This window comes from Fibrobacter sp. UWB12, assembly GCF_900142485.1.
Classification (GTDB): Bacteria; Fibrobacterota; Fibrobacteria; order Fibrobacterales; family Fibrobacteraceae; genus Fibrobacter.
In genome coordinates this window covers 49,245-75,001 of record NZ_FRAZ01000004.1, presented here as the reverse complement: position 1 = coordinate 75,001, position 25,757 = coordinate 49,245, and the positions used below count along the sequence as shown (strand labels likewise).

21 protein-coding genes are annotated in these 25,757 nt (G+C 47.4%); 11 read left to right on the top strand and 10 right to left on the bottom strand.

The features are described from left to right. Entirely contained in the window at positions 1-1,584 is a 1,584-nt protein-coding gene (locus BUA34_RS07205; RefSeq protein ID WP_072828065.1) for a hypothetical protein, read from the top strand. A gap of 2 nt (positions 1,585-1,586) precedes the next feature. Beyond that, the gene (locus tag BUA34_RS07200; RefSeq protein WP_072828064.1) at positions 1,587-2,204 is read left to right on the top strand and encodes a hypothetical protein; all 618 of its coding nucleotides are present in this window, start codon (positions 1,587-1,589) and stop codon (positions 2,202-2,204) included. Between the two features lie 51 nt (positions 2,205-2,255). Here the strand turns inward: BUA34_RS07200 and glgB are convergent, their stop codons facing one another. Continuing rightward, positions 2,256-4,472: a 1,4-alpha-glucan branching protein GlgB gene (gene glgB / locus BUA34_RS07195; RefSeq protein ID WP_072828063.1), complete on the bottom strand. Its 2,217-nt coding sequence runs from the start codon at positions 4,470-4,472 to the stop codon at positions 2,256-2,258. 127 nt (positions 4,473-4,599) lie between these two features. Between glgB and BUA34_RS07190 the strand changes: the two genes are divergently transcribed. Continuing rightward, entirely contained in the window at positions 4,600-5,031 is a 432-nt protein-coding gene (locus BUA34_RS07190; protein ID WP_072828062.1) for an acyl-CoA thioesterase, read from the top strand. A gap of 2 nt (positions 5,032-5,033) precedes the next feature. On the opposite strand, the gene BUA34_RS15875 is transcribed toward BUA34_RS07190, so the two are convergent. After that, positions 5,034-6,305: a hypothetical protein gene (locus BUA34_RS15875; RefSeq protein WP_072828061.1), complete on the bottom strand. Its 1,272-nt coding sequence runs from the start codon at positions 6,303-6,305 to the stop codon at positions 5,034-5,036. Further along, complete coding sequence (locus BUA34_RS07180; protein WP_254794371.1) at positions 6,302-7,738, bottom strand: tetratricopeptide repeat protein; 1,437 nt, start codon at positions 7,736-7,738, stop codon at positions 6,302-6,304. Before BUA34_RS07180 ends, BUA34_RS15875 begins: the two co-directional genes overlap by 4 nt. A gap of 106 nt (positions 7,739-7,844) precedes the next feature. Between BUA34_RS07180 and BUA34_RS07175 the strand changes: the two genes are divergently transcribed. Continuing rightward, entirely contained in the window at positions 7,845-8,600 is a 756-nt protein-coding gene (locus BUA34_RS07175) for a YkgJ family cysteine cluster protein (protein WP_072828060.1), read from the top strand. Beyond that, positions 8,597-9,391: a hypothetical protein gene (locus BUA34_RS07170; protein ID WP_072828059.1), complete on the top strand. Its 795-nt coding sequence runs from the start codon at positions 8,597-8,599 to the stop codon at positions 9,389-9,391. Before BUA34_RS07175 ends, BUA34_RS07170 begins: the two co-directional genes overlap by 4 nt. Positions 9,392-9,454: 63 nt before the next feature. Here BUA34_RS07170 and BUA34_RS07165 read toward each other — a convergent pair whose 3' ends face one another. Together BUA34_RS07165 and BUA34_RS07160 are read right to left on the bottom strand one after the other, a co-directional pair. Continuing rightward, complete coding sequence (locus BUA34_RS07165; RefSeq protein ID WP_072828058.1) at positions 9,455-11,092, bottom strand: transporter substrate-binding domain-containing protein; 1,638 nt, start codon at positions 11,090-11,092, stop codon at positions 9,455-9,457. 112 nt (positions 11,093-11,204) lie between these two features. After that, a complete protein-coding gene (locus BUA34_RS07160; RefSeq protein ID WP_072828057.1) occupies positions 11,205-11,804 on the bottom strand; it encodes a TIGR01440 family protein in 600 nt (199 codons plus the stop codon). 158 nt (positions 11,805-11,962) lie between these two features. Here BUA34_RS07160 and BUA34_RS07155 point away from each other — a divergent pair, with 158 nt between their 5' ends. Then, positions 11,963-13,657 (top strand): hypothetical protein, encoded by a 1,695-nt coding sequence (locus BUA34_RS07155; RefSeq protein WP_072828056.1) that lies wholly within the window; start codon positions 11,963-11,965, stop codon positions 13,655-13,657. On the opposite strand, the gene lgt is transcribed toward BUA34_RS07155, so the two are convergent. The 3 genes from lgt to orn are packed head-to-tail and all read right to left on the bottom strand — an operon-like array spanning position 13,644 to position 16,440. After that, complete coding sequence (gene lgt / locus BUA34_RS07150; RefSeq protein ID WP_072828055.1) at positions 13,644-14,516, bottom strand: prolipoprotein diacylglyceryl transferase; 873 nt, start codon at positions 14,514-14,516, stop codon at positions 13,644-13,646. The genes BUA34_RS07155 and lgt overlap by 14 nt on opposite strands. Positions 14,517-14,549: 33 nt before the next feature. Continuing rightward, on the bottom strand, positions 14,550-15,896 hold the full coding sequence (locus tag BUA34_RS07145; protein ID WP_072828054.1) for a penicillin-binding transpeptidase domain-containing protein: 1,347 nt from the start codon (positions 15,894-15,896) through the stop codon (positions 14,550-14,552). 4 nt (positions 15,897-15,900) lie between these two features. After that, a complete protein-coding gene (gene orn / locus BUA34_RS07140) occupies positions 15,901-16,440 on the bottom strand; it encodes an oligoribonuclease (RefSeq protein WP_072828053.1) in 540 nt (179 codons plus the stop codon). 268 nt (positions 16,441-16,708) lie between these two features. Between orn and fabF the strand changes: the two genes are divergently transcribed. From fabF to BUA34_RS07125, 3 genes are read left to right on the top strand one after another with little or no spacing between them, the layout of a single operon-like run. Continuing rightward, positions 16,709-17,953: a beta-ketoacyl-ACP synthase II gene (gene fabF / locus BUA34_RS07135; RefSeq protein ID WP_072828052.1), complete on the top strand. Its 1,245-nt coding sequence runs from the start codon at positions 16,709-16,711 to the stop codon at positions 17,951-17,953. Next, positions 17,953-18,936, top strand: a complete 984-nt coding sequence (locus tag BUA34_RS07130; protein WP_072828051.1) for a YfiM family lipoprotein — start codon at positions 17,953-17,955, stop codon at positions 18,934-18,936. Before fabF ends, BUA34_RS07130 begins: the two co-directional genes overlap by 1 nt. A gap of 20 nt (positions 18,937-18,956) precedes the next feature. Beyond that, entirely contained in the window at positions 18,957-20,363 is a 1,407-nt protein-coding gene (locus BUA34_RS07125; RefSeq protein ID WP_072828050.1) for a sodium-dependent transporter, read from the top strand. Between the two features lie 54 nt (positions 20,364-20,417). On the opposite strand, the gene BUA34_RS07120 is transcribed toward BUA34_RS07125, so the two are convergent. Both BUA34_RS07120 and hflX read right to left on the bottom strand, forming a co-directional pair. Beyond that, on the bottom strand, positions 20,418-21,017 hold the full coding sequence (locus tag BUA34_RS07120) for a phosphatidylglycerophosphatase A family protein (RefSeq protein ID WP_072828049.1): 600 nt from the start codon (positions 21,015-21,017) through the stop codon (positions 20,418-20,420). Continuing rightward, complete coding sequence (gene hflX / locus BUA34_RS07115) at positions 21,017-22,210, bottom strand: GTPase HflX (RefSeq protein ID WP_072828048.1); 1,194 nt, start codon at positions 22,208-22,210, stop codon at positions 21,017-21,019. Before hflX ends, BUA34_RS07120 begins: the two co-directional genes overlap by 1 nt. A 286-nt stretch (positions 22,211-22,496) precedes the next feature. Here hflX and BUA34_RS07110 point away from each other — a divergent pair, with 286 nt between their 5' ends. Both BUA34_RS07110 and BUA34_RS07105 read left to right on the top strand, forming a co-directional pair. Then, positions 22,497-24,023: an InlB B-repeat-containing protein gene (locus BUA34_RS07110; protein ID WP_072828047.1), complete on the top strand. Its 1,527-nt coding sequence runs from the start codon at positions 22,497-22,499 to the stop codon at positions 24,021-24,023. A 219-nt stretch (positions 24,024-24,242) separates the two neighbouring features. Next, entirely contained in the window at positions 24,243-25,655 is a 1,413-nt protein-coding gene (locus BUA34_RS07105; RefSeq protein WP_014545160.1) for a glycine--tRNA ligase, read from the top strand. Positions 25,656-25,757 lie beyond the last annotated feature (102 nt).

Genomic DNA, 25,757 nt, shown 5'->3' with positions numbered 1-25,757 from the left:
ATGGTTAAGTATTTTTTTGCGATTATTTTGACACTGCTGTCCTATAGCTTTGCGTACGAAGATGTTTTAGTCAATTCTGTGACGGTGGCGAAAAAGCTAGAAATAGCGCCTGTCGCTTATTACGGTTCACTCATCACGAGCAATGTATACAGCCAGGATAAATTGCCTTGGGTCAGTTTCGACAAGGAATATCCGGATGTCTATAAATCTTTTATGGAATGGTCTGAACTGAAAGCTGCCCGCATGCAGCGTGATTTGGCTGAAGCTCCCGAGAATGTTCGCAAAACATTTGAACTCCGCTCGCAAAAAGAATCAAATGGTTTTTATTTAATTCATAACATTATTCACGTAGACAAAATTTATGACAAAGAAAGTAAAACTTGGGTAGATCCGCCAGCCGAAAAAACAAAAAAGGTATTTACTCAATTTGCATATATGGGTCCTGATATTATAAGGGATTCTTCTTCGTTTAAACTGATCCAGCGCGTGATTACTGTGCCTGCATTTGATTCTGAAATTCCAAATAAGCGCATTTTCTTTTTGGATGGTGTATCTGAACCAGTTGCTTTTTTGGATATTCAAAGTTTGGAAAATGTGCAATTTTTCCCGTACCGTTTGAACTATAGTGTGGAACCGAACCCTGCGATTGAAGTTCGTAAACGTATAGAATCTCTCGTTTATGCCGGTGATTATGCAACTGCTGTTCAGCTTGCTGATTCCGCAGATTTGTCGCCACGTTCGAAAATTCTTTTAAAGTATTTAACTCGTGATTATGAATTTATTTTAAATAAAGATTCTGCATCGAATTATTTGGTAAGGTATAGTACGTATCGATATGAAGATGGTCTCGATTTACTTTTGAATCGAGTTGCAGAACAAGATTATCATGAAAAATTTAAATGCGAAGAATTACAATATAAGCCTGAAGTCAATAAAGATTTGGCATGCCCTGTAATGGAATCGATTGCTTTGGGAAAAATGATGAAATCATTGGTTGAAGGAGCGGGTAATTTCAGTTTTGGCTTGGGTGCTGATTTTGGTATTCCGTTTTTGGCTGGGGATTTCCCAGATTACAAATCGTTTTTCTTTTTTAATGTCGCTTTAGATTTTAGAATTTATAATGTGATGCTTTCTTTTGAATTCAATACGCGCTCCTTGGATGAAAAGTGCGATTCCTGTGGCTTTTTAGATTATGGAATACATTCAATGTTAGGTTATAGAGTGTTTAAGACAAAGTATTTTGAAGGTGCCGCATTTGCAAATTTGGGTAAAGCTTTCTATGTGGTTCGCAGAGATGGTGAAGAAAAACGCGAAAACAAGCAAGAATCTTATTTCCGCTATGGTTTTGGGGCATATGTAGATTATCTTTTCCCGAGCCTTGTGGGTAAGACCATGCCTGAGGGGGATCCAATAGCGGGACGAATTGCAATTCGTTTGAAGGCCGGATTTCATAATATGAAAGCTTCAAAATATGGTTATTCCAAAGGAATCTCTCCGTATATATCGCTAGGGTTTAGGTTGCGTGGTGATGGTGTTAAGCTTTGGAATGTCTCTGATTTTTCTAAATTAGATGTCCAAAATTAATTATGGATCGTCTTTTCGCTAAATTACTGCTTGCCTTGTCTTGTGCGTTTTCAGTGGCTTTAGCTGGGCCGCTTGGCACGCCTTTGGCACATGATGGAATGTTTGCTAGAGCTTCGGTAGGGCTTGGCTATTCTTCGTTTGAAAATGCAGATGGCGAGGAATCATTGACTGCGGATGGCCTGGGAATAAAGCTTCATGGCAAACTTGGTGCTTATGTCATGCCGAATTTGGCTTTGCATGCGAACATGGGTTTTGTTACGTATTCCGATTTTCGAGAAGCCCGTTATGGACTCTCGATGTATGTGGATCATGATTTTTACGTGTTGAGTTCTGTTTTTGTCGGTGCTGGTGCCACGTATTATGTGCCGGGATGGAATAACGTTTATTTCAGCGTGGCTTTCGGAATGACTGGTTATAGGCTCAATTGCCGCAAGTATTCCGGGAATACGGGGCTCCATGCTTTTAGTTTCGATGTCGAAGCCGGCAAGGACTGGTGGGTGAGCGAACACGTTGGTTTAGGGGTGTCGCTCGCGTTCAATTCCCACGAGTATTGGTCCGATGATGATGGCGTATTCCGCTCGTCTTCTGTGATGCTCTTGTTCTCGGTAACGCTGAATTAAAAAAATCCCTGAAATAAATTCAGGGACTTTAATAACTGCGCGAATGCGCTATTATTTCTCAAGTTTGAAATAGACAGCGGCAAGTGGCGGAAGCTTGATGTTCAAGCTGCAATCGCGGCTCTGCCACGGAATGTCCTGTGTCCAAACTTTGCCGAGGTTTCCAACGTTAGATCCGCCGAACATGGCTGCATCGGTGTTGAAAATTTCTTTCCAAGCACCGCGTGCGGGGGCGCCGAGGCGGTAATCATTACGGACAACCGGCGTAAAGTTGAATACGCACAAAATCATGTTGCCGTGGTCGTCCTTGCGGACAAAGCTCACGATGGAATTGTCTGCATCATCGCACCAAATCCATTCGAAACCGGTGTAGTAATGGTCAATTTCCCAGAATGGAGAATTTTCCTTGTAGATGTGGTTCAAGACCTTCATCATTTCAAGGAGCTTGCCGTGGCTATCCCAGCTGACCAAGTGCCAGTCGAGAGAACGCTTTTCGTTCCATTCGCGGAATTGCCCGAATTCGTTGCCCATGAAGTTTAGCTTCTTGCCCGGGTGTGCGTACTGGAAAGCGTAGGTAAGGCGGAGATTTGCAAACTTCTGCCAGTTGTCGCCAGGCATCTTGCCGAGCATGGAGCCCTTGCCGTGCACCACTTCGTCATGGCTGAAAACTTGTATGAAGTTTTCAGAATAAGCGTAGACCATGCTGAATGTAAGCTGGTTGTGGTGGTATTTGCGGTGGATCGGTTCGTGCTGGATGTAGCTCAAGAAGTCGTTCATCCAGCCCATGTTCCACTTGTAGTGGAAGCCGAGACCGCCCTGCTCTGGTGGGCGAGTGATGCTCGGGAAGCTTGTCGATTCTTCGGCGATGAGGATGGCATGCGGGGTCAAGCGGCCCATGATGCTGTTTAAGTGCTTCAGGAATTCGAGCGTGTCGTAGTTGATGTTGCCGCCGTCCTTGTTCGGCACCCATTCGCCCGGACCCTTACCGTAATCGAGGTAGAGCATGGATGCCACTGCATCGACGCGGAGACCGTCGCAGTGGAACTCCTTGAGCCAGTACATGGCATTAGCAATAAGGAAGTTCTTGACTTCGTTACGGCCGAGGTTAAAGATGTATGTGCCCCAGTGCGGATGTTCGCCCTGACGCGGGTCGGCATGCTCGTAGCAGGCGGTGCCGTCGAAACGTCCGAGTGCGTGTGCATCCTTCGGGAAGTGTGCCGGAACCCAGTCCAAGATCACACCGATTTCGTTCTGGTGGCAAAGGTCCACAAAGTGACGGAACTGGTCCGGTGTACCGTAACGGCTTGTCGGTGAATAGTAACCAGTCACCTGGTAGCCCCAGGATTCATCGAGCGGGTGTTCTGCAAGCGGCAAGAATTCCACGTGCGTATAGCCCATTTCCTTGAGGTACGGGATGAGGCGTTCAGAAAGTTCGTCCCAGTTGAGGAATCTATCCGGATTGGACGGGTCTCTGCGCCAGGAGCCTGCATGGACTTCGTAAATGTTCATCGGCGAACCGAAGACCTTTGTTGCCCAGTGCGTCTTCATGTAAAGATCGTCGCCCCATTCATAACCATCGAGGTGAGTCGTGATGGATGCCGTTGCCGGGCGGACTTCAGCGAGCTTTGCGAGCGGGTCCACTTTTACGTGAAGCTGGCCATCGGCTCCGTGAATTTCAAAACGGTAGAGTTCGCCTTCGCCAAGGTTTGGAATGAAAATTTCCCAAATGCCGCTAGAGCCGAGCATGCGCATTTGGTGACGACGTCCGTCCCAGCTGTTGAAGTTGCCGACGACAGAAACGGCGCGAGCGTTCGGGGCCCATACTGCAAAATGGATTCCCTTGAAGCCCTGGTGTTCGATGATGTTGGCGCCCAGCTTGCGATAAAGCTCGTAATGCGTGCCTGTTGCAATCAGGTGGCGGTCAAAGTCGCTAAGTACAGGAAGGAATGCATACGGATCCGTGAGCGTGTACTCGTTGCCGTCTTCTTGGCGGATGATCAAGTTGTAGAAGAACGGTTCGAATTCCATATCGAGGATGGCTTCGAAAAATCCCGTGTCACCCAGTTTTACAAAATCGAATTCTTCAGTGCCGTCGCAAGATTCACCGCGAACAAAGCTGGCTTGCGGCTGGTAGGTGCGAATAACAGTCTTTATTCCTCGGTCGGTTTCGAGCGGATGAATGCCCAAAATCGAAAACGGGTCCTTAGTCTTGAAGTCCCAGATTGCCTGCATGTTTTCTGCAGTGAGGCTGGTAAAATCATTCCATTCCATATATGATCTCACTTAATGTTTTTATCGAACTGAAAAATAACATAAAATGGGGTTGTTATGCGAATAATTGCAATAAAAACTGTAATATTTGGATTTTTATTACATTTGTAGCAAACGGAGGCATATAATGGCTGTTGCAATGGAAGAAAATGAGAACCCGGTGAAGTTTGAAAAGCTTTTTAAGGTTACTCCCGAAATGATTGATGAAAATAAGCACATGAACAACGTTTGGGCGGTACAGTGGGTCCAGGATATTTCGATAGCTCATTCTGATTCCGTTGGTGCAACGGATGTGATGTATCAGTTCGGTTGTGGCTGGATGATTCACACGCAGTTCGTGGAATACAAGAATCAGGCGTTCTTGGGTGATGAAATCCGTGGAACTACATGGGTTGCCAGTTACAGCAAGGTGATGAGCGTGCGTAAATGCCGCTTTGAACGTGTCTCCGATGGCAAGGTCGTTTTCGAATCCGAAACGCAGTGGGTCCTCATGGATATGAAAAAGGGACGGCCGTTCGCCATCCCGCAAGAAATCAAGGATAGATTCCAAGTCAAGTAATTTTAGAATCCAATACTTGCTTGGACCATGTAAATTCTGTTCTCGTCTTGACCGGTGTAATATCCGCGTTCTTCGCCCCATGTAGCGGCTTCAATCGAGAAGAATCTCAGGAATTCAACTCCGATACCTGCTGAGGGGTAACCACCTCTGAAACCGCCTGCAATGCGCAAGACGAGGAATCGTATCTCGTTGTTGAGGCCTGGGTATGCCGCAAGAGTCTGTTCCAGTTCAAAACCGAAGTTCAGGTGCGTAAAGAATTTGTAGTTCCGTTCGTTATTGAACATATCGGCAAAGTCTACGGCAACGTTGAACTTGCGTCCAAAACCGGTGTTGCTGTTCATGAATCTTGGGCTGTAGTTTGCACCGATGGTAAAGTTCGGAATGAGCGTTTCGCCCGCAAGAGACTTGAAGTAAATATCGCGCAACGATGCACCGAAGCGGATCTCGCGGTTGAACTGGTAAAGTACACCCAAGTCTAGGCCAAACGAGAATGTCTTGGAATCAAAGAAATCGTCCGTAGCATCGCCCAACTGATCTTTAAGGGTGTCTGCAATGGTGTTGTAGTTGGCAAGTCCCAGTGTTACCATGTTCGTCTTGTGGCGCTTGACGATTTTGCCACCCAAGCCAACGGATAGTTGATTTGGAATGATTTCGTAGGCTCCACCCATCTGCGCGACTGCATCGATAATGAATGTGTCAACGACGACATAGGGGAGAATGATGCCTGCATCAATGTATGGAGCAACGCTTCCATTCATCCAAAACGCGGCTCCGAAATTGTGGAACGCGAGTTCTGCATCAAATTTCACTCTCGCTTCCAACGCCTTATGGTCGTATGAAGAGATAGTCTTGACGTACTTCGGATTTTTGACAAGTGAATCGAGAATTGCACTTGTTTTACTTGAAACTTGAGGATGCGTTGGGGTTATTCTGTTGGCTTCGTCTTGAGCCCTTCGGTACAGGTCCTGAACGTCTTTGACATCGCCATACGTTGAAAGGAATGCGAAGATATCACCTGCGCCACCGAAGGTGACTCGCATGTCGCCGATCCAGTTGCGCGGATAATAACCTTGTTCCGGTCGCTTTTCGAAATTGCCGAGTTTGTTAATTTGAGTTAAGCCTGCGTAGTTGTAGTGGAGCGCTTCTTTGTCATCTACAACGGCAACGTGTGCACCACCCATGGATTCTGCGCGGAGCGAAAAGTGCGTTGGCGATTTTGCTGAAACGATTCCGATAGCACAAGCGAAAATTGCAAGTATTGATAGTTTATTCATTTTACAATTCTCCCTTCGAACCACTGGAGGAATTGTTCTTCAGTGTAGTATTTCCAGCATCCGCCGACCATTTCTTTACGCTTTTGCAAGTTGTATTTAATGTTGTTCACATTGGTATCGTTGCGGATAAGTTCCTTATTTTTGATCTTTTCGTCAAGATCTTTTCCGGGGAATGATAAATCAATGGCGAACTTGAGCAGATGGTTGTCAAGAGAATCTCGCATATTCGGGTCTCTATAAACGTAATGCCATTCCGATTCGTCTAAAGGTTGCCAGTATTCTTCGGGTAAGAATCTATCGGCAGGGCCAAACGTACCGTCCATGTTGATATCGACCGATTGGTAACTCCCAATAAACTTGAGTGTGTCGACTTGGGCTTTGGTGAGGTCGTATGTTTTCGGGTCCATTCCTTGTGCGACGAGTTCTGCGTAGTTTTGAGGTCTTTTCACTAAGACTACTGTGCGGTAATCGCGAGCATCTTCATCGACTTCTCCATCACCGTCGTTATCGTAATTGTCGACAACTTCTTCGTCTACACAACCGTCACCATCATCATCGATGTGGTTTCCGAATTTGAAGAACACGTCATTGCGGTCTTCTCCAACGGTTTGGGCTCTGTCGTTCAGTTCAATGACTGTATTTGCAAGACCAACGGAAATGTCGGCATAATCTTCGTCGTTAAATGCATCTCGTGTGGAGTCGGGGAGGTAGGCCTTGATGATTTCGGCAGCGCTTTCTGGCGAGGCTTTTATGGCTTCGGCGGCTGCAGCCATGTCGTTGAGGAACGGCTTGAGGCTGTCTCCGAGATCGTTGAGCGTATTGAGGTTCACCATCATACCGGCATTGTCGGCCGAGACAACGTTCGTGAGCTGGGTATGTATGTTCCTGATGCGGAGGGCAGCCTTGGTGAGCTGGAGGATGGTGTAGCTGTCTGCGATGGTGCTGAATCGAACTTTCTTGTCGGTTCTGTCGGTTGTGTCGCGGGCAATAAATTTGTCTAGGTAGAACAAGACGGAATCGATTCCTCTCGAAATGCTATCGGCTTTCGCATCGCTCATGTCGAGAAATCCGTTAGAGCTCTTGCCGTCTTTTTCAGTCTTTTGCGCTAAAGAGGCGAGCTCGAAAACATTAAGCCCATCTTGAGTCTTCAGGACGGATTTTGAAAGCCCAATCCAGGCTTCGGAATTGCCCGAGTCTGCACGTATAGCTTTGTTGAAAAATTTGCGTGCTGAATCGTAGTTCGACTTCTGGAACTCCAGGTAGCCGTCTCGAGTGAGGGCCGCTGAATCGTCACTTTCGGCATCGCGGCTGCCTGTCGGGTGGAACAGATTGCAACCTGCAACGCAAAGAGTCAATGCGATGGCTGCAGACCTCATCCATTTGCCTTGCGAAATTTTTCTCATAATGCCAGTCCTGAAAGAATATTTTTTCATTACTCCGTACAATAAAATAACTTCATTCTTACAAAAATGAATAATCAGCTTTTTTTTATTGCGCGTTTTTTTACGGTAATCTCGTAAAAAAATATATTTGCGCTCGATGAATGCTTATAAAGAGTATTTTCCGACCAAGGCTTACCGCATTGCCGAAATGCGGCTGTCCACTCTGCTTAGAGTGGAACGGGATAGGCTTGATGCGATTGCCGCGTCGCTTGGGCGTGAATCCGCTATTGGTCCCGATAATTTGCGGGAGCAGTTGCCCGAAATACTCAAGTTTACTGAAGCGTATCATACGGCTTATGACCAGTATTTAAAGGCTGTGCTTGTCCAACAGCCGCGACCCATCCAGTGTAGGCCTGCTTGTGGAAATTGTTGCCACCATTATCCGATGTCGGTGGAACCTTTTGAACTGATTTTCATGTACAGCGAGCTCCGCAAGAGGGACGACCTCTTGTCCTTGATGGAGGCTTGTCAAATGCGTTCGGACAAATTTGAATCGCTTTTTGAATCTCGCAAGGAAGAAGGTCTTTCTGAAGATGATGCCGAAGACAAGGCGTTGCACGACTATTTTTCGTGGTGGCGTTCTTGCCCGTTTTCGGATATGGCGGGGGATTGTACGGTCTACCCGTTGCGGACGGTTTCTTGCCGCATGTATTTTAGCGAGACTGATCCTCAGTATTGCACGCCCGATATGCTCCAGACCGAAAAGAACGATAGCTATATAGTTTATATGCCAGATGTTGTTGAAAATGCCGTTTATGGAATCTCGGAACATTATGCAGCGCTAGAACTGCCGGAGAGTTTTTTTGGCGGTCTTCTTGCGCTAAATGGCTATGAAGGAGTCTTGGGCGCGTGAACCAGAATGATGGCCAACTGGATTTGTTCGGATTTGTTCCGACAGAAACACCGCCCGAAGTCAAGGCTCCGTCGCCGGATTGTTCTGCCAATGGCCTGGTGCATTTCAAATACAATCCGCTCATGAAGAAGAGCATCCGCTGCAAAGGCGGGTTCTTGTTTGGTCATCCCGAAGTTTTGCTGCCCGCCTATATGAAGGCTCCTGAGTTTGCTGCAGCCCGTGAACTTGCTGCTGAATGGGCAGAACATGCGGTGCGTCGCAAAACGCAGAAGAACAAGGCGGCCATCAAGGATTTGGTAAATCGTTTTTGGCAGGCTGTTGACCAAATTTTTACAGATAAAGGCGAGGCTCCTCTTGCAAGCAAGGGCCGTTTACCGCCAATCCGACCGCAAGGGAAACATCACAATTTGACGGATGTGCTCGCTGCCATTAACAACACTTATTTTGATGGAACGCTCACATGCCGTATCACATGGAGTAATCGAGTAGGGGGCTTAAGCTTCCATTCGGTGCGTAAAGATCCGGTGACCGGCGAAAGTTTCCATCTGATTAGCATTAGCCGCGGGTACGATGCTGCCAATTGTCCTTTATACGCAATTGCGGGCGTTGTTTATCATGAATGTTTGCATATCGTGATTCCGGTCGAAGAACGCCAAGGGCGTCGCGTTGTTCACGGTCGCGAGTTCCGCCAGCGCGAAAAACGTTATATCTACTACGATGAATGGATCAAGTGGCACAAGGAAGTGCTACCGCATAATATCCGTGCCATGCGCCACCACAAGGCTCTGTAGCAATTACGAATTCGGAATGTGGAATTCGGAGTTGAAATAATCGCGGCAAAGCCGCCAAATGCGCTAATTGAAAATGTTCTGTATATTCTGGAACAGGCGGCTTAACATCCCGGTGGAATCGCCGATTTTTTCGAGTGCGTGTTGCGGCGTGTGTACGACTATTACAGATTCGTTCTTGTCGTAGGGAATCGAAAAGTCAATGGAATTACTGCGTTCTTCGGTGATGCTCATTGCCGCAATGCAAAGGTCCGTCTTTTCGTTTACGAGGGACGGTATCAGGACATCGAAGTTCATGTCGGCAAACTTGATGTTCTTGTTGAGCATCTTGCCAATGGAGTACATGATGTCGATGTCGATGCCTGAAAGTTCGCCCCATTGGTAAAATTCATAAGGGGCATACAGTGCTTCTGTGCCGACTATAAGCGTGTCGTTTCCGACCCAGTCTTGTTGCATGACTCTTACGGCGGATTTATTTTTAGACCATTTTTCCTTAATCCGCTGGATTTCACCTTTCTTTTGCAATACCTTGATGCTTGAATCAATCCTTGCCTTGAGCGGACTATTTTTCCTTATGGCGATTCCGAATTCGTCTTTGTTCAAACGGTCTTTTAAAATGGAAAAGTCTGAATGGTTCTTGAGGATTGTTTCTGCTACTGAATAGTCTACGGCGATAGCGTCGATAGTTCTTTGTTCTAGAGCCTTTGTCATTTCGGGAATGTGCGCGAAGTACTGGATGCGCGGAAGCTTGATCAGCTGCTGGACTTGCTCATCAAGAGTTGTTCCTGTTTGAACACCCACAAACTTTCCGGACAAGTCGGCTAGCTTGTATATTTCATCGGGCTTTTTCGGCTCGAGATAAGTCATTTTAGGTACTTTGCTTAAAGACTCTTCTTTATTGAAGTTGTCCTGGCGGACAGCAAATGCTGTTTTTCCGATGTAATAGGGCTTCGAAAAATCGATGTCGTCTGTATATTCGTCCGCTTTTGTGAATGCCGAAATGATGAGGTCCGCTTCGTTGTTCTTAAGTGCATTTACGAGCTTATTGCGCTCTGTCTTGATAATCGTTGCATTGACGTTGAGCTTTTCTTCGAGAAGTTTAATGATGTCGAGGTCGATGCCCATAATTTGATTTTCGCTTATAAAAGAAAATGGCGGTACATCGGCTGATGTTGCTATTCTCAAAATTTGTTCCGAATCGTTTTTCTTGGGGCTGATGAGCGGGTTCTTTTTTGAATTTTTGTTCCAGTGGTCGTTGAGCTCTGTCAAAGTCCCTGCAGCGTTTAAACTGTCAATGAGCTTGTTGATAATCCCCTTGAGGTCCGGGATGGAACTGTGCTTGTTCATGCCGATAACGATTTCATTAGGAATGTCTATATCGTTTGGAATATAGGTAAGTCCGCTCATGCTGTCGTTAAAAGTGTGATAGAGGACGATTTCGTTGTAGGCGAGAGCATCGATTTCGCCTACCTGGAGTGCAAAGTATGCTGTAATCAAATCCGGATAGGGTTTGATATTTGCTTTGGGAAGCTGTTTTTCGATAGATGCTTGGATGCTAGAAGATTGTTCGACTCCAATGGTGTATTTGGGGGAGTTTGCCTTGGAAGCCGAGGTCAGTTGATCCTTGGATGTTCCTTTGCATCCAGTGTTAATTGCAAGTAGTGCGCCAATGAAAATATTGAATATTACATAACGTATTCGCATACGTTAAATGTAAGAAATTTGAAGAAAAATGCAACAAAAACATAATATTATTCAAACAAAATGTGACCGGAATTAACCGGTCACCATTGCAAGTGTAAAGACTTTTTTTCGTTTAGAACTCTGGGTATCCGTCTTTGAGGCTTTCGTTATAGTGGGCGCGTTCGCCACCGATGAATTTTGGACGGGTGCGGGCGGCGATAATCATAGCCTTTCCGATGTGATTTTGCTTTAGACGGACGGGCACGGCGACTTCGCGGAGGTGCATACCGATAAGGGTCCCGCCGATATCGATTCCTGCGTTTGCCTTGATATGTTCTAGCGCTACGGGAGCCTTGAAGCTTGCGTAGCAAGCGGTAGCGAAGGAGCCGCCTGCTTTTGGCTGTGGTACAACGTTTACGATTTCTGCATTCGGGACTGCTTCGTGCTCGATGATGATGGCGCGGTTCAGGTGTTCGCAGCATTGGGCTGCGATGTAGATACCTTGTGGTCCGAAAATGCTTTGAAGCCCCTCGTAAATTGCTTTCCCGACTTCCGGGACGGAGTGGCTACCGACTTGGTTGCCTAATGTTTCGCTGGTGCTACAGCCAATGACTACAATGTCGCCTTTTTTGAGCTTCGCCACTTCGACAAGTTCTGTAGCGACGTTCATGGCATCGGATTTGATTTGCTCAACAATGCTCTTGTCGTCAATTTCGTAAGTGATTCCTGCCATTTTTTGCTCCTGTTGAATTTGCTGTAAAGATAGTTTTTTTTGATTTGTGTGTGAAATAGGTTAATTTAGAGCAAAAAATAAAAAGCATATCTCCTCAAGAGCCCCGTAGCAATGTATATTATAATTATATTACATTATATCATGTACTTTGGTAGCATATGAGTGACGATTCAGACATTTCCTCAAGTGTCGTTGGACTTGATCGAAAGAAAATCAAAGATTTCTTTTTGCGAAAACTTCCTGAGATGAAGGAAGCGGTTATTGATGCTATTATTGAAATTTTGCCGAGTGTCCCGCACTACCAAGAAGAAAATGATCATTTCACGTTTAGAATCATCATGGGAAACGGTAATCCGCCGATGGGCTGGAACCGCCGCATTTATGATTTTTCGGGTGATGCGTTAGAAAATTTGTTCAAGGAACGAGTCAAGGCGTGCTTGAAGGATGTCATTCATTTTTGCAAGAGCGGCTGTGACCTGATTATCCAGCAGATGCCTGCTCGTGAAAAGGTGGATTCGTCTATCCAGGTCGGAGTTTTCCAGTCGGACTTGGGTAACGCTGGCGAAACGGAACGTGCGCTTCTCGAAAAAGGCTTTTTGCTGATTGAATGTGTGAACCGTTCCAAAATTTGCATAAACTCGCATACGCCTGCGGGCGTGAGTGATCACTTGCTCATTCGCTTTGACCTGGATGAAAATGAATTTTCGGACAATTTAGAAGACAAGGACTTGGACTCGTACCCGAAGGGATTCTGGGCGGGTCTATTCTCGCAAATCAAGAGGGAAGTCCATGGAACTATTTGCTTGTTCGTGGACCCGTCCTGGAATGGTAACGAAGACGAAAATTTTGATGCCGGCAAGATTGTTTTTGAAGATTACAAGGAAATGCAAATCAAGCCGGACTCCATGCTGGACTCGCAGTCGTACCGCGACTTGTACGAACAGAATTTTATCCGTAAGATGTTCATCTCGATGCTCAATTATGATGGCATTACGGTAATCGATACGAATGGTTGCGTACGTGCGTTCCACTGTTTTGTGTCTATCCATCGTGGTAAGTTCACATCGGGTGGTGCTAGGCATCGTGCTTACAGGGCCTTGGCTAATTTGTTCAAAGACAATGAATGTTACAAGGCGTTATACTTCCAGTCGCAAGAAGGTAACATTAGGTTCTATCACAAGTTCCGTGTTTCTCCGTCGTTTGATTCAGCTGTGATGGACGACGATCAGGACGAAGTCGATAATGTTAATGTAGTGTCGAAAAACGCTGATGGTATGGATGGGAAGACATCATCGCTTGCATCGGCGATAAACGCTGGAATTTCCGAAAGTACTCCAGTGGATGAATCTTCTGCGTTGTCGGACTACCTCGACCGCTTGCGTGATGCGCATTTGGGAATTGACAATTTCTACAACGAACCGAAACCTGCCGAAGATTTGTATAACGCTACTCTCGAAATGACAGACGAATCTTGGAGTCGTGTCAATGTCGAGCGTATTATCAATGTGCCGCTCGTTTGCTTGATCGGTAACTCTTACGGTTATTCGACGAACGCCGAACCGTTCCTTAAGAATATTCTGGAGAAAATCCCGAATTCTGTTTGGAGAATTTACTTGAACAACAAGTGCTATGAGGATTCGTCGTTATCGTCTACGCTGGGAAGCAAGAATCAGGAAAGCCAATGGTCCAAACTCATGAATGAGACCGGCACCGATGATTCCGAAGCTGAAAAGTATGTGACCGATGAATTGGCGGAACACATCAAGACGGTCTACAAGCACGTCAGCAAGCAGTTTGCCCAAAAGTTCGAAGAAGAACGCAACCTTTGGGAAAAACTGTTTAAGGGTTATTAGCTTTCTTTTCTTTGTAGAAAAGGTAAATCATCCACGCAAGGCCTGCGAGAATCATTACGGAGCAGAGCGTCTGTCCGCGGCTCATGCCAAAGAGATCAACGCGTCCGAGGTGTGCATCCGGCTTGCGGAAAAATTCGATAAAGAATCGGAATAGTCCATAGCCCATCAAATAGAGGCACGGAATCTTGTCGTGGAGCTTAGGAATCTTGCGCAAGTTGTACAAGACGACGAACAGCACGACCCCTTCAAAAATCATTTCGTAAAGTTGGCTCGGGTGGTGGAGAATCGGGTTTGCAAGAGTGCTGTCGTGGGCTAGCGGGAACCACATGCCGATAGCACTCGTTGTTGCTTCTCCGAAAAGTTCGCCATTGATGAAGTTTCCCCAGCGGCCCCAGGTGTAGGCGAGCGGTGCAGCAAGCATGGCTAGATTCAAGGTTTTCCAAACGTCGAGTTTGTTTCGCTTTGCGCCAATGCAGAAGAAGATGATTCCCAAAATGAGACCGCCGTGGTATGACATTCCTGAAATGCCGGCAAAGTGGCTGCCGAATTCATCGTGCGTGAATGGCAAAATAATTTCGAGCGGATTCGAAAGATAGTAGCCGGGTTTGTAGAAGAAAACGTAACCGAGACGTGCACCGAGCAAAATGCCCGCGATAATCCAAGTGAATATGTTATCGAGCTGATCCTTGGTGTAGCCAAGCTTTTCTTTTTCGCTGATTTTCCACATGGTGAGGTAGGCGGTCACGAACGCAAAAATGTACATGATTCCATACCAATGAACCGGAAAACCAATGAAGGGAATCGTGAATGCAATTCCATCGAAATAAGTCGGGATTAAGTTCCACCAAGATAATTCCATAATATTCCTGCTTCTTTTGTGTTTAAATCTAAATTATTTTTTGAGCTCTAGGTTTTGATGAGCCCAATAGTTGATGACTGTCGCTGCGACCTGCGTTGCCGGTTGCGAACGAATTTCTTTATGCATTTGCATCACGATAACGACAATGGACTTGCTAGGGTTCGCCTTGGATTCGGCAAAGCCCATGAACCAGTCGTAACGCCCAGCGGGGTCGGTTCCGTCGAGGGAGCCTGTTTTTCCGCCGAGGCGGAGGGCATCGAAATTTTTGCGAGCCATGTTCTTTGTGGACATGTGCTTGCGAGCGGTGCCTTGCGTTACAGAACGGAGCATGGATTCGCGTAGGCCATAGTAGGTGTTTTCGCTGAATTTGCCAACATCAAGGGCGAGCTTTTTTTGCGGGGCGAATGGTGCCATGTCACGAGCCCATGGAATTTCAAGCGGCTTCTTTGTAAGGATTGCACGGACTTGCGCCGCGGCAAGAAGCGGCGTAAGTGTTGTCGAGGTTGTAAAACCGCAGGCAACTTCGGCAAGGCCGTAACCCGTGTCCGGGGCTGTGTAGCTTGATGCATTCGGTGCGTTGCCCGGGAATCGCTTGTTGTAGCCGAGCTTTGCTGCGGCAGAAAGCAAACGCTTTGCACCGACGGATTTTCCGACTATTGCCATGGGCGGGTTTGCGGAACGCGCAAATGCTTCGGAAAGTTCCATCGTTGGACCTTTATACTTTTCGGGAACGCGGAGTTGATTCAAGTAGAGCGTATGGTGGCGCCCAATCATTGGAATGGGAGTGTTGAGCGAATACCGGTTGCTTTCCATGGCTGCAGCGATAGTCACGAGTTTGGCGAGCGATGCGGCAGGGAAGGTGGGGCGTCCAATCCAGTCCGGCTTGTTCTGTACACGCCCGTCGCGGCGTTCTCCCCAGGCAAGAATTTCGTTTGTCTTTGTGTCGACAACGAGAATGATGCCCAAATCCGGATGGTAACGGCGGAGTAAAATGTCGATTTTGTCGGCTAGGAACGGATCTTTCTGCGACTTGATATGGAGTGTGTCGCGGACATTTTCCGAAACTTCGTTTGCGCTATTGTTGGCTGTGGCGTTACTGCTTTTGTCGAAGTCCTTGTCTTCGATTCCGGTCAGTGCGGCTAGTCCGTTTGCATTTTCTGGATTCGCGGTTTCGATGGTTTCCGTGGCGACACTATCGTAGAAGGCGTTGGTGTCTGTTTCTTCTACAGGAACGGGGATGATATCGTGTGCGTTTTCGACAGGCCCCGATGAGGTATCGTCTTTGGTGGAACAGTGAACAATCGCAATGATAATCGTAACGAGAACGGTAATCGCAATACAGCGGTTGCGCATTCGTTGAGCGTAGGGAAGTCTTTCCATGGAGTTACTTGAAGAATGTCTTTCTGTAGTAGGCGAGTTCGGCAATACTTTCGCGGATGTCGTTCAAGGCTTCGTGCCTTTTTTCTTTTTGGAATTCTTCGAACTCTGGATACCAGCGGAATGTGAGTTCCTTGATGGAACTTACGTCAACGTTTCGGTAGCAGAGCCATTCCGAAATTTCGGGCATGTACTTGTACAAAAAGCGCCTGTCTTGCGTGATGGAATTTCCGCAAAGGAGGTTTTTTGTCTTTTCCGTGAATGGCTTGATGAAACGGAGCGTTTCGAGTTCAGCATCCTTGAGGGAATACTGCGAACGGCGGCAACGATCGACGAGACCGCTTTGGTTATGGTGCCGCGTGTTCCATTCGTCCATGCTTTCGAAAACATTTTCCGGCTGGTGAATGGCTATGACAGGTCCTTCGGCGAGAATATTCAAATTGGCGTCGGTAACAATGGTCGCTATTTCGAGAATGACATCTTTTTCTGGATCGAGACCAGACATTTCTAGGTCCATCCAAACTAAATTTCGAGAACTTTTTGGCATACGCGTGAATAATAGCATTTTTTTGAAATGTCATTTTCGCCTTTTGGTGTGTCATTTCAAATCAACTGATAACCAATGACTAATGACTTTTGATTAATAATCATTGTAAGTGTTTTGTGATAAAAATAAAAGAAAATCCTATATATATGGACAAATTAGTCAAAAGTTACAAAAAACTTTGCTAAAATGTAATTTTTTGCTACAAATTGTCTTTTTCTTCGCTCTCTTACGAAAATATTACCTTTTTTTTTGTTATATTTGGCGCATTATGGAAAATGTTGTTATTACAGGTATGGGCTGCGTTTCCTCTCTCGGAAACTCCCCCGATTTATTGTGGCAGAATTTGCTCCAGGGCAAGTCTGGCATCGCTACCATCCAGCGTTTCGACGCTTCCGCTTACACATCCCGCATTGCAAGCGAAATCCGCGAGTTCGACGCTTCTGGCATCTACAGCACCAGAGATCAGTCTAGATTCTCTCGTTGCATCCAGTATGCCGTTTACTCTGCTTTCCAGGCTCTGAACCAGGCTGGCATCGCTCCGGAAAACGAAAATCCGGAACGTTGCGGTGCTATCATTGGTAGCAGTATCGGTGGTTTGCAGTATTGCTATGATGCCGCTGTGGCTCTTAGCACTCGTGGTCCGTCTCGCGTTTCCCCGTTCTATATTCCGATGGCTATCGTGAATATGCCGGCTGGCGAAGTTTGCAACAAGACTGGTTGGATGGGCCCGTCCTACACGGTGACCTCCGCTTGCGCAACTTCCAACCACTCCATCGCCAATGCTTACGACATGATTCGTCTTGGTCGTTGCGACGTGATGCTCGCTGGTGGTGCCGATGAAACGGTGAACCCGCTCAGCCTCGCTGGCTTTACCAGCATGAAGGCTGTCAGTAAGCGTAACGATGCTCCGGAACTTGCTTCCCGCCCGTTCGACAAGGATCGTGACGGTTTCGTGATTGGTGAAGGTGCAGCTGTCCTCGTTCTCGAAAGCGAATCTCATGCTAAGGCTCGTGGCGCAAAGATTCTCGCTCGTATTGCTGGCGTAGGTGCAAGCTCTGACGCTCACCACATCTCTGCTCCGCGTCCGGATGGCAAGGGTGTTATGCTCGCAATGGCCAATGCCATGAAGGAAGCAGGTATCGAAGCTAAAGATATTAGCTATATTAATACGCACGGTACATCCACACCGCTCGGTGACATTGCAGAATGCTCTGCCATCGAAACGCTCTTCAAGCAGTCCTCTGCATCGGCTCTCGAAAACCTCAAGGTCAATTCGTCCAAGTCCATGCTCGGCCACTGCCTGGGTGCTGCAGGTGCTCTCGAATCCGTAGTGACCATCATGTCTGTTATGAATCAGAAGGTTCATGGTACACTCAACGTGTTCGAACAGGATCCGGAAATTCATCTCAACGTCTGCGCTAATGGTGCTGAAAATCAGAAGATTGACTACGCTATGAGCAACGGCTTTGGCTTCGGAGGCCAAAATGGAGTTATTATTTTTGCGAGGAATTAATGCGTAAGGCCAATAGTTTTGCTTTTGGCTCTTTCGCTTCTCGTAAAATAAACGCTAAAATTTGTGCGTTTTTGCTTATGCTGTCGCTGGTATTCCCGGCGGCAGCTTTGTCGTCTCCGGGGGATCCGCTTACGTGGCGTGATTCCACCTGGGATTACCGCAGCGAAGATTCGACAGACATTAAACCCCATATCGAAGCGGGAAAGCTTTTTGGCGTTGCTTCGCTCACCTTGATTGCTTATGGGGCTGCCTACGGGTTAGTCTTTGAAAAAGGCTGGTGGGACAATGATGAGCGCGGTTTTCATTGGGAAAACGATTTTGACTATGCGTTAAATCTCGACAAGTTCGGACATTTTGCTGCGGGCGTAGCTCTGGGTGAGTTCTTTTACGAAGGGTATAGATGGGCGGGAACTTCTGAATTCCAGTCGTATTTGTTTGCAGGGCTTTCGGCTTTGGCGACCCATATTGCAATTGATATCAAGGATGGTTTTGCTCCTAAGTGGGGCTTTAGCATTTTCGATGTGCTCTCGGGCGGGCTTGGCGGATTCTTGCCGATGGCAGAACGTTATGTGCCTGTCTTTAAATATATCGATTTGAAGTGGAGCTACTGGATTAATTCCAATGCTTATTATGATAAGGAAAGCCATACCTCAGGTGGCGTTTTTACGGATGACTATGTGAACCATACGTACTGGGTTTCGTTTAAGCCGTATAGGATGCTGCCGGAGGCTGCTCGCAAGTATTATCCGAGTTGGCTTGCTCTTGCTGTTGGGCTTAGCATTGACGAGAAGGTGTTTACCAAGGAACCGCATCCACATCGTGAAGTCTATATCGCTCTCGATTATGACTTGGAGGCATTCCGTCCGCAGAGTCGTTTGGCACGTACGATTGTCAAGGCGTTGAACTATTTTAAATTCCCGGCGCCGACCATCCAGGTGTATCCTGAGTTCCACTGGTATTTGCTGTATCCCATCAAATTCTAGATTTGAGCATGAGGTGAATGATGACAGAAAGAGAAAACTTTAAGTCCCGTCTAGGTTTTATCTTGATTGCAGCTGGATGTGCCATTGGACTTGGCAACGTGTGGCGCTTCCCGTTTATTACGGGGCAGTACGGCGGTGCCGCTTTCGTTTTGATTTACCTCTTCTTCCTGTTGATTTTTGGGTTCCCGATTCTCGTGATGGAATTTTCTGTGGGTCGCTCGTCTCAGCGCGGTGTGGGTCGTTCGTTTGCTATCCTTGAAAAGCCGGGGCACAAGTGGCATTATGCAGGCGTCCCGATGATTGCGGGTAACTACCTCTTGATGATGTTCTACACGACGGTGACAGGGTGGATGCTCTATTACTTCTATCGCATGGTGACGATGGGCGATCTTATGAATTTGTCGCCTGCCGAAGTTGGTGCTGAATTTACGAATATGCTTGGCAATGGTCCGCTGCTCTCGTTCTGGATGGTGGTGGCTACTTTTGCAGGGCTTTCGATTGTGGCGCTTGGGCTCCAGCGCGGTGTGGAACGCATCACGAAAACGATGATGTCTGCGCTCCTTGTCATTATGGTCATCTTGATGGTTCGCGTGCTCACGCTCCCGGGGGCTGGTGAAGGTCTCAAGTTCTACTTGTTGCCGGATTTTGCAAAGCTTAAGGAAGCGGGGATTGGCGAGGTTGTGTTTGCGGCTCTTGGCCAGTCGTTCTTTACATTGAGCCTTGGCATTGGTTCCATGAGTATTTTCGGTAGCTACATCAAGAAGAAACATTCGCTCTTGACCGAAGCGGCCCACATTTGCGTGCTCGATACGGGTGTCGCCTTGATTGCGGGCCTTATCATTATCCCGTCTTGCTTTGCGTTTGGACTCAAGCCGGATGCAGGTCCGGGCCTCATTTTCGCAACGCTCCCGAATGTGTTTGCCCAGATGCCGGCGGGCCGTGTTTGCGGTGCAGCGTTCTTCTTGTTTATGTCTTTTGCGGCACTTTCGACGCTTGTGGCTGTTTTCGAGAACATTGTCGCTTACTGGATGGACGTGTGCAATGTAGAACGCAAGAAGGCGGTGAAGTGGAATTTTGTCGCGGTCGTGATTCTGTCGCTCCCGTGTGCACTTGGCTTTAATGTGCTTTCGGGCTTTGAACCGTTTGGACCAGGCAGCTGCGTTTTGGATTTGGAAGACTTCCTCGTTTCTAATACGTTGTTGCCGCTGGGATCGCTCGTGTTTGTTCTGTTCTGCAACTCGCGTTACGGCTGGGGACAAGACAATTTCTTTGCCGAAGCAGATGCGGGCAAGGGCATGAAGTTCCCGAAGTACGCCATACTTCGCCTTTACTTCAAGTGGGGCTTGCCGATTATCATTTCCGTGATTTTTGTGCTCGGGTACATGCAGAAGTTCGCCCCGAGCTTGTACAACAAAATATTTGAATAATTTTTTAGCCGATAGTTTGTCATGCCCGCCGCCTCCGAGCGGGCATCACCTTTTTTAGCTGAATAAAACAATTAATGTTAAGGTTAGACTAAGCAGAATGCCTGCATAGATTCCGCCGAGCAAATCGTCTGCCATAACTCCCCAAGCTCCGGGGAGTTTTTCCATTTTATGGATGCCGAGCGGTTTGAGAATGTCGAAAAAGCGGAACAATACAAATGCAAGCGCGAGAATCCAAGGGCTGTGTATAATGACATCGCACGGAACGAAAGCTAGTGCCATGAAAATCCCGCAGACTTCGTCAATCACGATCCAGCCAGGGTCTTCGGTGCCGGTATCTTTCATGGCTTTTTTCACAAATGGAATGGCTGCGAAAAAGACGAATAATGCGGCAGCAAGGAAGGTCAGGCTAATGAAAATGCCAAAATTATCGCCGCCGATGTAGAGAACTTCATCTTGTCCTAAGTGCGATTGGAAAAAAAATGCCATGGGGTAGGCGACAATTGCGGCGGCGAGACTTCCCATGGTGCCGGGTGCCTTTGGACTCATTCCCGAGCCGAAAAATGTCACGACGAGGGTGGTGAACCAGTCCGTTTTGCGCCATTCATGCGGAATGCGCTTCTTGCCATATTTTTCTTTAAGTTCTTGTTTATTCATTATTCCTCCGGCGGCCACGGCAGTTCTGCAACTTCCTTTTCTTTTTCTTCGGCGGCGGCGCGTTTTTCGTGCCAGCGTTCAAGTTGTTCCTTGAATGCTGCGCGTAAGCGTTCCATGCCGATGTTCTCCTTGGCGCTAATTTGGATGGCGTCAGGATAGTTCTGTAAAAGTTCCGTGCGGCGTGCTTCGTCGGCGATTTCGACCTTGTTGAAAACGCGAAGGCGCGGCGTGTCTTTGTCGATAATGCTTTCGAGCGTCTTGTGTGTGACTTCCAGATGGTCGCGGTAATCCGGGGCGCTTCCGTCAACGACTTCCAAGATGCAGTCCGCATGGGCGGCAACGCCGAGCGTGCTCTTGAACGTTTCTATCAAGTTGTGGGGGAGCTTGCGGATAAATCCGACGGTATCGGAGAGGATGATATTTTCACCATCGAGATAAAGCTTTCGCGTGGTGCTATCGAGCGTTGCAAAGAGTTTGTCTTCAACGTAGACGTCAGCACCTGTCAAACGGTTTGTTAGCGTAGATTTGCCTGCGTTCGTGTAACCGACAATGCCGACTTGAAAAATGTCTGTGCGTTTGTCGGCTTGCTGTTCGCGTGCATCTTCGATTTTCTCAAGCTTTTTCTTGAGTTCCTGGATGCGCTTGCGGATCATGCGGCGGTCTGTTTCGAGTTGCGTCTCGCCCGGCCCCTTGGTGCCGATGCCGCCATTGTGCTGGCGGCAAAGGTGCGTCCACGCACCGGTGAGACGCGGCATCATGTACTGCAATTGCGCGACTTCGACCATCAGGCGGCTTTCCGCAGTCACTGCGTGTTTTGCGAAAATATCGAGGATAAGACCGGTGCGGTCGAGAACCTTGATGCCGGGCATGCGTTCTTCGAGATTGCGCACTTGTGATCCCGAGAGGTCATCGTCAAAGACGACCATCTTGGCATTGTCTTCTTCGAGGGCTCGCTTGACTTCATTCACCTTGCCTTCGCCAATGAGCGTTGCTGGGCTAAAGTTCTGAACTCTTTGTAAAAAACTCCTGGTGACAATAGCGCCTGCGGTTTCTGCAAGTCGCCCCAGCTCTGCGAGCTGTTCGCCAGCAAGCCAAGAACGAATCTTGGGAGTGGCGATACCCACTAGAATACAGCGTTCCTGTTCTTTCTTGTTTTCGACGGGATTGATGCCTTTTTTTCTTGGTTCTTCCATATATATAGTAGATCGTAAGTTGCTTTAATAATATATCAAAAATTAATCGCCCTTTGGCGGTGAACTGTTTTTGAAGTGCGTATTCTATAAGATGTTTATGTAATGCGTTGTTTACTTTCTCTTATGCTGTTATGAAAATCTCAATGGCTTTATTTATGTTGTTTTGAATTTATTGATGTTTTTATTTGTATACAAATTACTTATTTGTAATCTTTCGTTAATTGTGATCTTAATCACTTTAAAAATTATATACTAAATTTAAAGGCACAAAATAGGATGAGTGAGTATGAGGAAAAATATCTGCCTTGGTTTGGGGGCTACGCTTGCGTTTGCTGTAAGCGTGTACGCTCAAGAATACAAAATTAATAAAGTAGGAAGCAATGAAGAACAGTCATTCAACGTTTTGTTGAATCAAACGGCTGTAACTCAGGCTGCTGCGGGTACATGGCTCGACGTGACGCCGATTGTTCCCGACGGAAAAGTCTTTAAGGGCTTTACTGTCTATGATGAATACGGCATGTTTCCGAATCAGCAGCGTGTTTCTACTACAACGAAAGAAGAAACGCGTTTCTTGATGCCTGATCATGATGTATATGTGAAGGCTTCGTATGAATCGTTACGTTATTCACTTGTTGTGAATAGTACAGATAACGGAAGAGTTTTAATTACATTTAACGACCGCACTCGTGACCGTACAAAGCCGGGAACGAAGGTGACTGTAACGCCGAATCCATCAGATGGTTATATCACCGAATCTATCACCGTAAGCAAGAAACAGGATGATAGTACATTTGTAGATTGTGTTAAAGATACCGCACGTGTCGACGGAAGTTGCTCTTTTGATATGCCGTATTTCGATGTACTCGTTTCGGCAAATTTCGTGCCTATAGCATCATCTAGTTCGAATGTTGAAGTTGTTTCGTCCAGTAGCGCAGAAGTATCAAGTTCTAGCGCGGAGATTGCTTCGAACTCTTCGAGTTCTCGCAATGACGTTTTAAGCTCTAGCAGCGATGTTGTATCTAGCTCTAGTGCGGCTGCGGTTTCTTCGAGTAGTGATGTTGCCGCTTCGTCCAGCAGCGCCGTGGAATCAAGCTCTAGTGTAGTTCCGGCTTCTAGCAGTGATGTTGCTGTTTCGTCCAGTAATGTCGTGGCTTCTAGCTCCAGCGTTGCTCCTGCTTCTAGTAGCGCCGTAGCTTCCTGTTCTAGCGCGGAAATTGCTTCGAACTCTTCGAGTTCTCGCAATGACGTTTCAAGCTCTAGTAGCGCAGTTGCTTCTAGCTCTAGTGCAAAACCAGCCTCTAGCAGTGCTGTAGCATCGAGCTCCTCTGCTAAAGCAAATTCTTCGAGCAGCGCAAAACAGTCTAGTTCTAGCGCAAAACCGGCAAGTTCATCGTCTAAACCTGCTTCCAGTAGCGCAAAGTCTTCTTCTAGCATCGCAGATGTTGTTGTCGAAGCTGTTGCAACTGAAGAAGATTTGCCGAGCTGCACCGTCAAGCGCGAAAACATGACGTATTACGTTTCTACTCTTAAGGCTGTTTTCGTTTGCCATAGCAGAATGTGGACCCGCTACAATCCTGGTCCTAACGCTTTACCGATAATTGCGTTTGCTCCGAAGTTCTCTGCTGTTGCTAATGGCCGTAGCCTTCAAATTTCTGGTGCAAAGGTTGGTTCGCTGGTAAGTTTGTTCGATATGCAGGGCCGCGTGATTTACAGTAGTCTTGCCAATGCCGCGAATTTCTCGATGAATGTACCTCGCAGCGGTTCTTACTTGCTCCGCGTCGGTACGCTTCAGAAAGTCGTGAATATCCGATAAAACGTAAAGTTAAGATAAACGGGACCCTGCGCAAGTGGGGTCTTTTTGGCGTACTTTGTACGCCTTTTGCTGGGCTCGGAAATGGGTGTGCAAGCACCCCCGCTTCGCTCGCCTTTTTGCAAAAGTTACTATCTTTGCACCCGTCAGGGCCTATCATCCAGGTAGGTTCCTAGTCCGGCCAAAACACGCCCCTCGGGCTCGGCCGATAAAGGATATATAATGGCAAAGAAAGTTCAGGATGCCCTCAAGGACATCATCTCCCTCTGCAAACGCCGCGGCTTCATTTTCCCCGGCTCCGAAATTTACGATGGCCTCGCCAATACTTGGGACTACGGTCCGTATGGCGTGGAACTCAAGCGCAACATCAAGAATCTCTGGTGGAAGAAGTTCGTGACTTCCCGCCACGATGTGCTTGGTCTCGATAGCTCTATTCTTTTGAACCCCCGCGTTTGGAAGGCTTCTGGCCACGTGGGTAACTTCTCTGACCCGCTCGTGGACTGCCTCGCTTGCCACGAACGTTTCCGCGCTGACCAGCTCCTCGAAGAAAAGCTCGGCGAAGGCTGCTGCGCTGGCAAGAATTTTGACGAAGTTCACCAGATGATGGTGGACAATAAGATCGAATGCCCGACTTGCGGCAAGACCGATTGGACAAAGCCGCGTGCTTTCAACCTGATGTTCCAGACTGAAATCGGCGTGATTGAAGGCGAAGGCAACAAGGTTTATCTCCGTCCGGAAACCGCTCAGGGTATCTTCGTGGACTTCCGCAACATCGTTGACAACGTCCGCCCGCGCATCCCGTTCGGTGTCGGTCAGATCGGTAAGTCTTTCCGTAACGAAATTACTCCGGGTAACTTCATCTTCCGTACTCGCGAATTCGAACAGATGGAACTTGAATTCTTCTGCGAACCGGGTACTGAACTCGATTGGTACAACTTCTGGCGTAAGTACTGCTTCGAATGGCTCGTGAACGATCTCGGCGTGAAGCGTGAAAAACTCCGCCTCCGCGAACATGCCAAGGAAGAACTTTCTCACTACTCCAACGGTACCACCGACGTCGAATACGAATTCCCGTTCGGTTGGGGCGAACTCTGGGGTATTGCTTCTCGTACGAACTACGACCTCACGCAGCACCAGAACGAATCCAAGGTCAAGCAGGAATACATCGACCCGGTCCAGAACAAGCGCTACATCCCGTACGTTGTCGAACCGTCTCTCGGTGTGGAACGTTTGCTCCTCGTGCTTCTCTGCAACGCTTACGAAGTTGAAAAGCTCGAAAACGACGAACGTACCGTGCTCCACTTCGATCCGAAGGTTGCTCCGGTCAAGGTTGCCGTGCTTCCGCTCGTGAAGAAGGGCAAGGTCAAGGAAAAGGCTGAAGAACTTTACCAGAAGCTCCTCAACCGTTGGAACGTCGAATACGACGAAACTCAGTCCATCGGTAAGCGCTACCGCCGTCAGGACGAACTCGGCACGCCGTTCTGCGTGACTGTTGACTTCGACACTGTTGGCGAGGGTGAATCCGATCCGGCAAAGCTCGGCTACGTGACTGTTCGCGAACGCGACTCCATGAAGCAGGAACTCGTCGCTATCGATAAGCTCGAAGCTTACCTCTTCGAAAAGCTCGGCTGCTAATCAGACGCCCCAAAAAGCTTAAAAAAGAATCCGTTCATTGCGGGTTCTTTTTTTTGTTCGAATTTTTAATGAAAATTATTTGCTGTGTAATGATTTGTTGTT

Bases quoted from the DNA above. Each gene is read 5' to 3' on its own strand.
- BUA34_RS07205 (WP_072828065.1), top strand. From the start codon at position 1: ATGGTTAAGTATTTTTTTGCGATTATTTTGACACTGCTGTCCTATAGC.
- BUA34_RS07200 (WP_072828064.1), top strand. From the start codon at position 1,587: ATGGATCGTCTTTTCGCTAAATTACTGCTTGCCTTGTCTTGTGCGTTT.
- glgB (WP_072828063.1), bottom strand. From the start codon at position 4,472: ATGGAATGGAATGATTTTACCAGCCTCACTGCAGAAAACATGCAGGCA.
- BUA34_RS07190 (WP_072828062.1), top strand. From the start codon at position 4,600: ATGGCTGTTGCAATGGAAGAAAATGAGAACCCGGTGAAGTTTGAAAAG.
- BUA34_RS15875 (WP_072828061.1), bottom strand. From the start codon at position 6,305: ATGAATAAACTATCAATACTTGCAATTTTCGCTTGTGCTATCGGAATC.
- BUA34_RS07180 (WP_254794371.1), bottom strand. From the start codon at position 7,738: ATGAAAAAATATTCTTTCAGGACTGGCATTATGAGAAAAATTTCGCAA.
- BUA34_RS07175 (WP_072828060.1), top strand. From the start codon at position 7,845: ATGAATGCTTATAAAGAGTATTTTCCGACCAAGGCTTACCGCATTGCC.
- BUA34_RS07165 (WP_072828058.1), bottom strand. From the start codon at position 11,092: ATGCGAATACGTTATGTAATATTCAATATTTTCATTGGCGCACTACTT.
- BUA34_RS07160 (WP_072828057.1), bottom strand. From the start codon at position 11,804: ATGGCAGGAATCACTTACGAAATTGACGACAAGAGCATTGTTGAGCAA.
- BUA34_RS07155 (WP_072828056.1), top strand. From the start codon at position 11,963: ATGAGTGACGATTCAGACATTTCCTCAAGTGTCGTTGGACTTGATCGA.
- lgt (WP_072828055.1), bottom strand. From the start codon at position 14,516: ATGGAATTATCTTGGTGGAACTTAATCCCGACTTATTTCGATGGAATT.
- BUA34_RS07145 (WP_072828054.1), bottom strand. From the start codon at position 15,896: ATGGAAAGACTTCCCTACGCTCAACGAATGCGCAACCGCTGTATTGCG.
- orn (WP_072828053.1), bottom strand. From the start codon at position 16,440: ATGCCAAAAAGTTCTCGAAATTTAGTTTGGATGGACCTAGAAATGTCT.
- fabF (WP_072828052.1), top strand. From the start codon at position 16,709: ATGGAAAATGTTGTTATTACAGGTATGGGCTGCGTTTCCTCTCTCGGA.
- BUA34_RS07130 (WP_072828051.1), top strand. From the start codon at position 17,953: ATGCGTAAGGCCAATAGTTTTGCTTTTGGCTCTTTCGCTTCTCGTAAA.
- BUA34_RS07125 (WP_072828050.1), top strand. From the start codon at position 18,957: ATGACAGAAAGAGAAAACTTTAAGTCCCGTCTAGGTTTTATCTTGATT.
- BUA34_RS07120 (WP_072828049.1), bottom strand. From the start codon at position 21,017: ATGAATAAACAAGAACTTAAAGAAAAATATGGCAAGAAGCGCATTCCG.
- hflX (WP_072828048.1), bottom strand. From the start codon at position 22,210: ATGGAAGAACCAAGAAAAAAAGGCATCAATCCCGTCGAAAACAAGAAA.
- BUA34_RS07110 (WP_072828047.1), top strand. From the start codon at position 22,497: ATGAGGAAAAATATCTGCCTTGGTTTGGGGGCTACGCTTGCGTTTGCT.
- BUA34_RS07105 (WP_014545160.1), top strand. From the start codon at position 24,243: ATGGCAAAGAAAGTTCAGGATGCCCTCAAGGACATCATCTCCCTCTGC.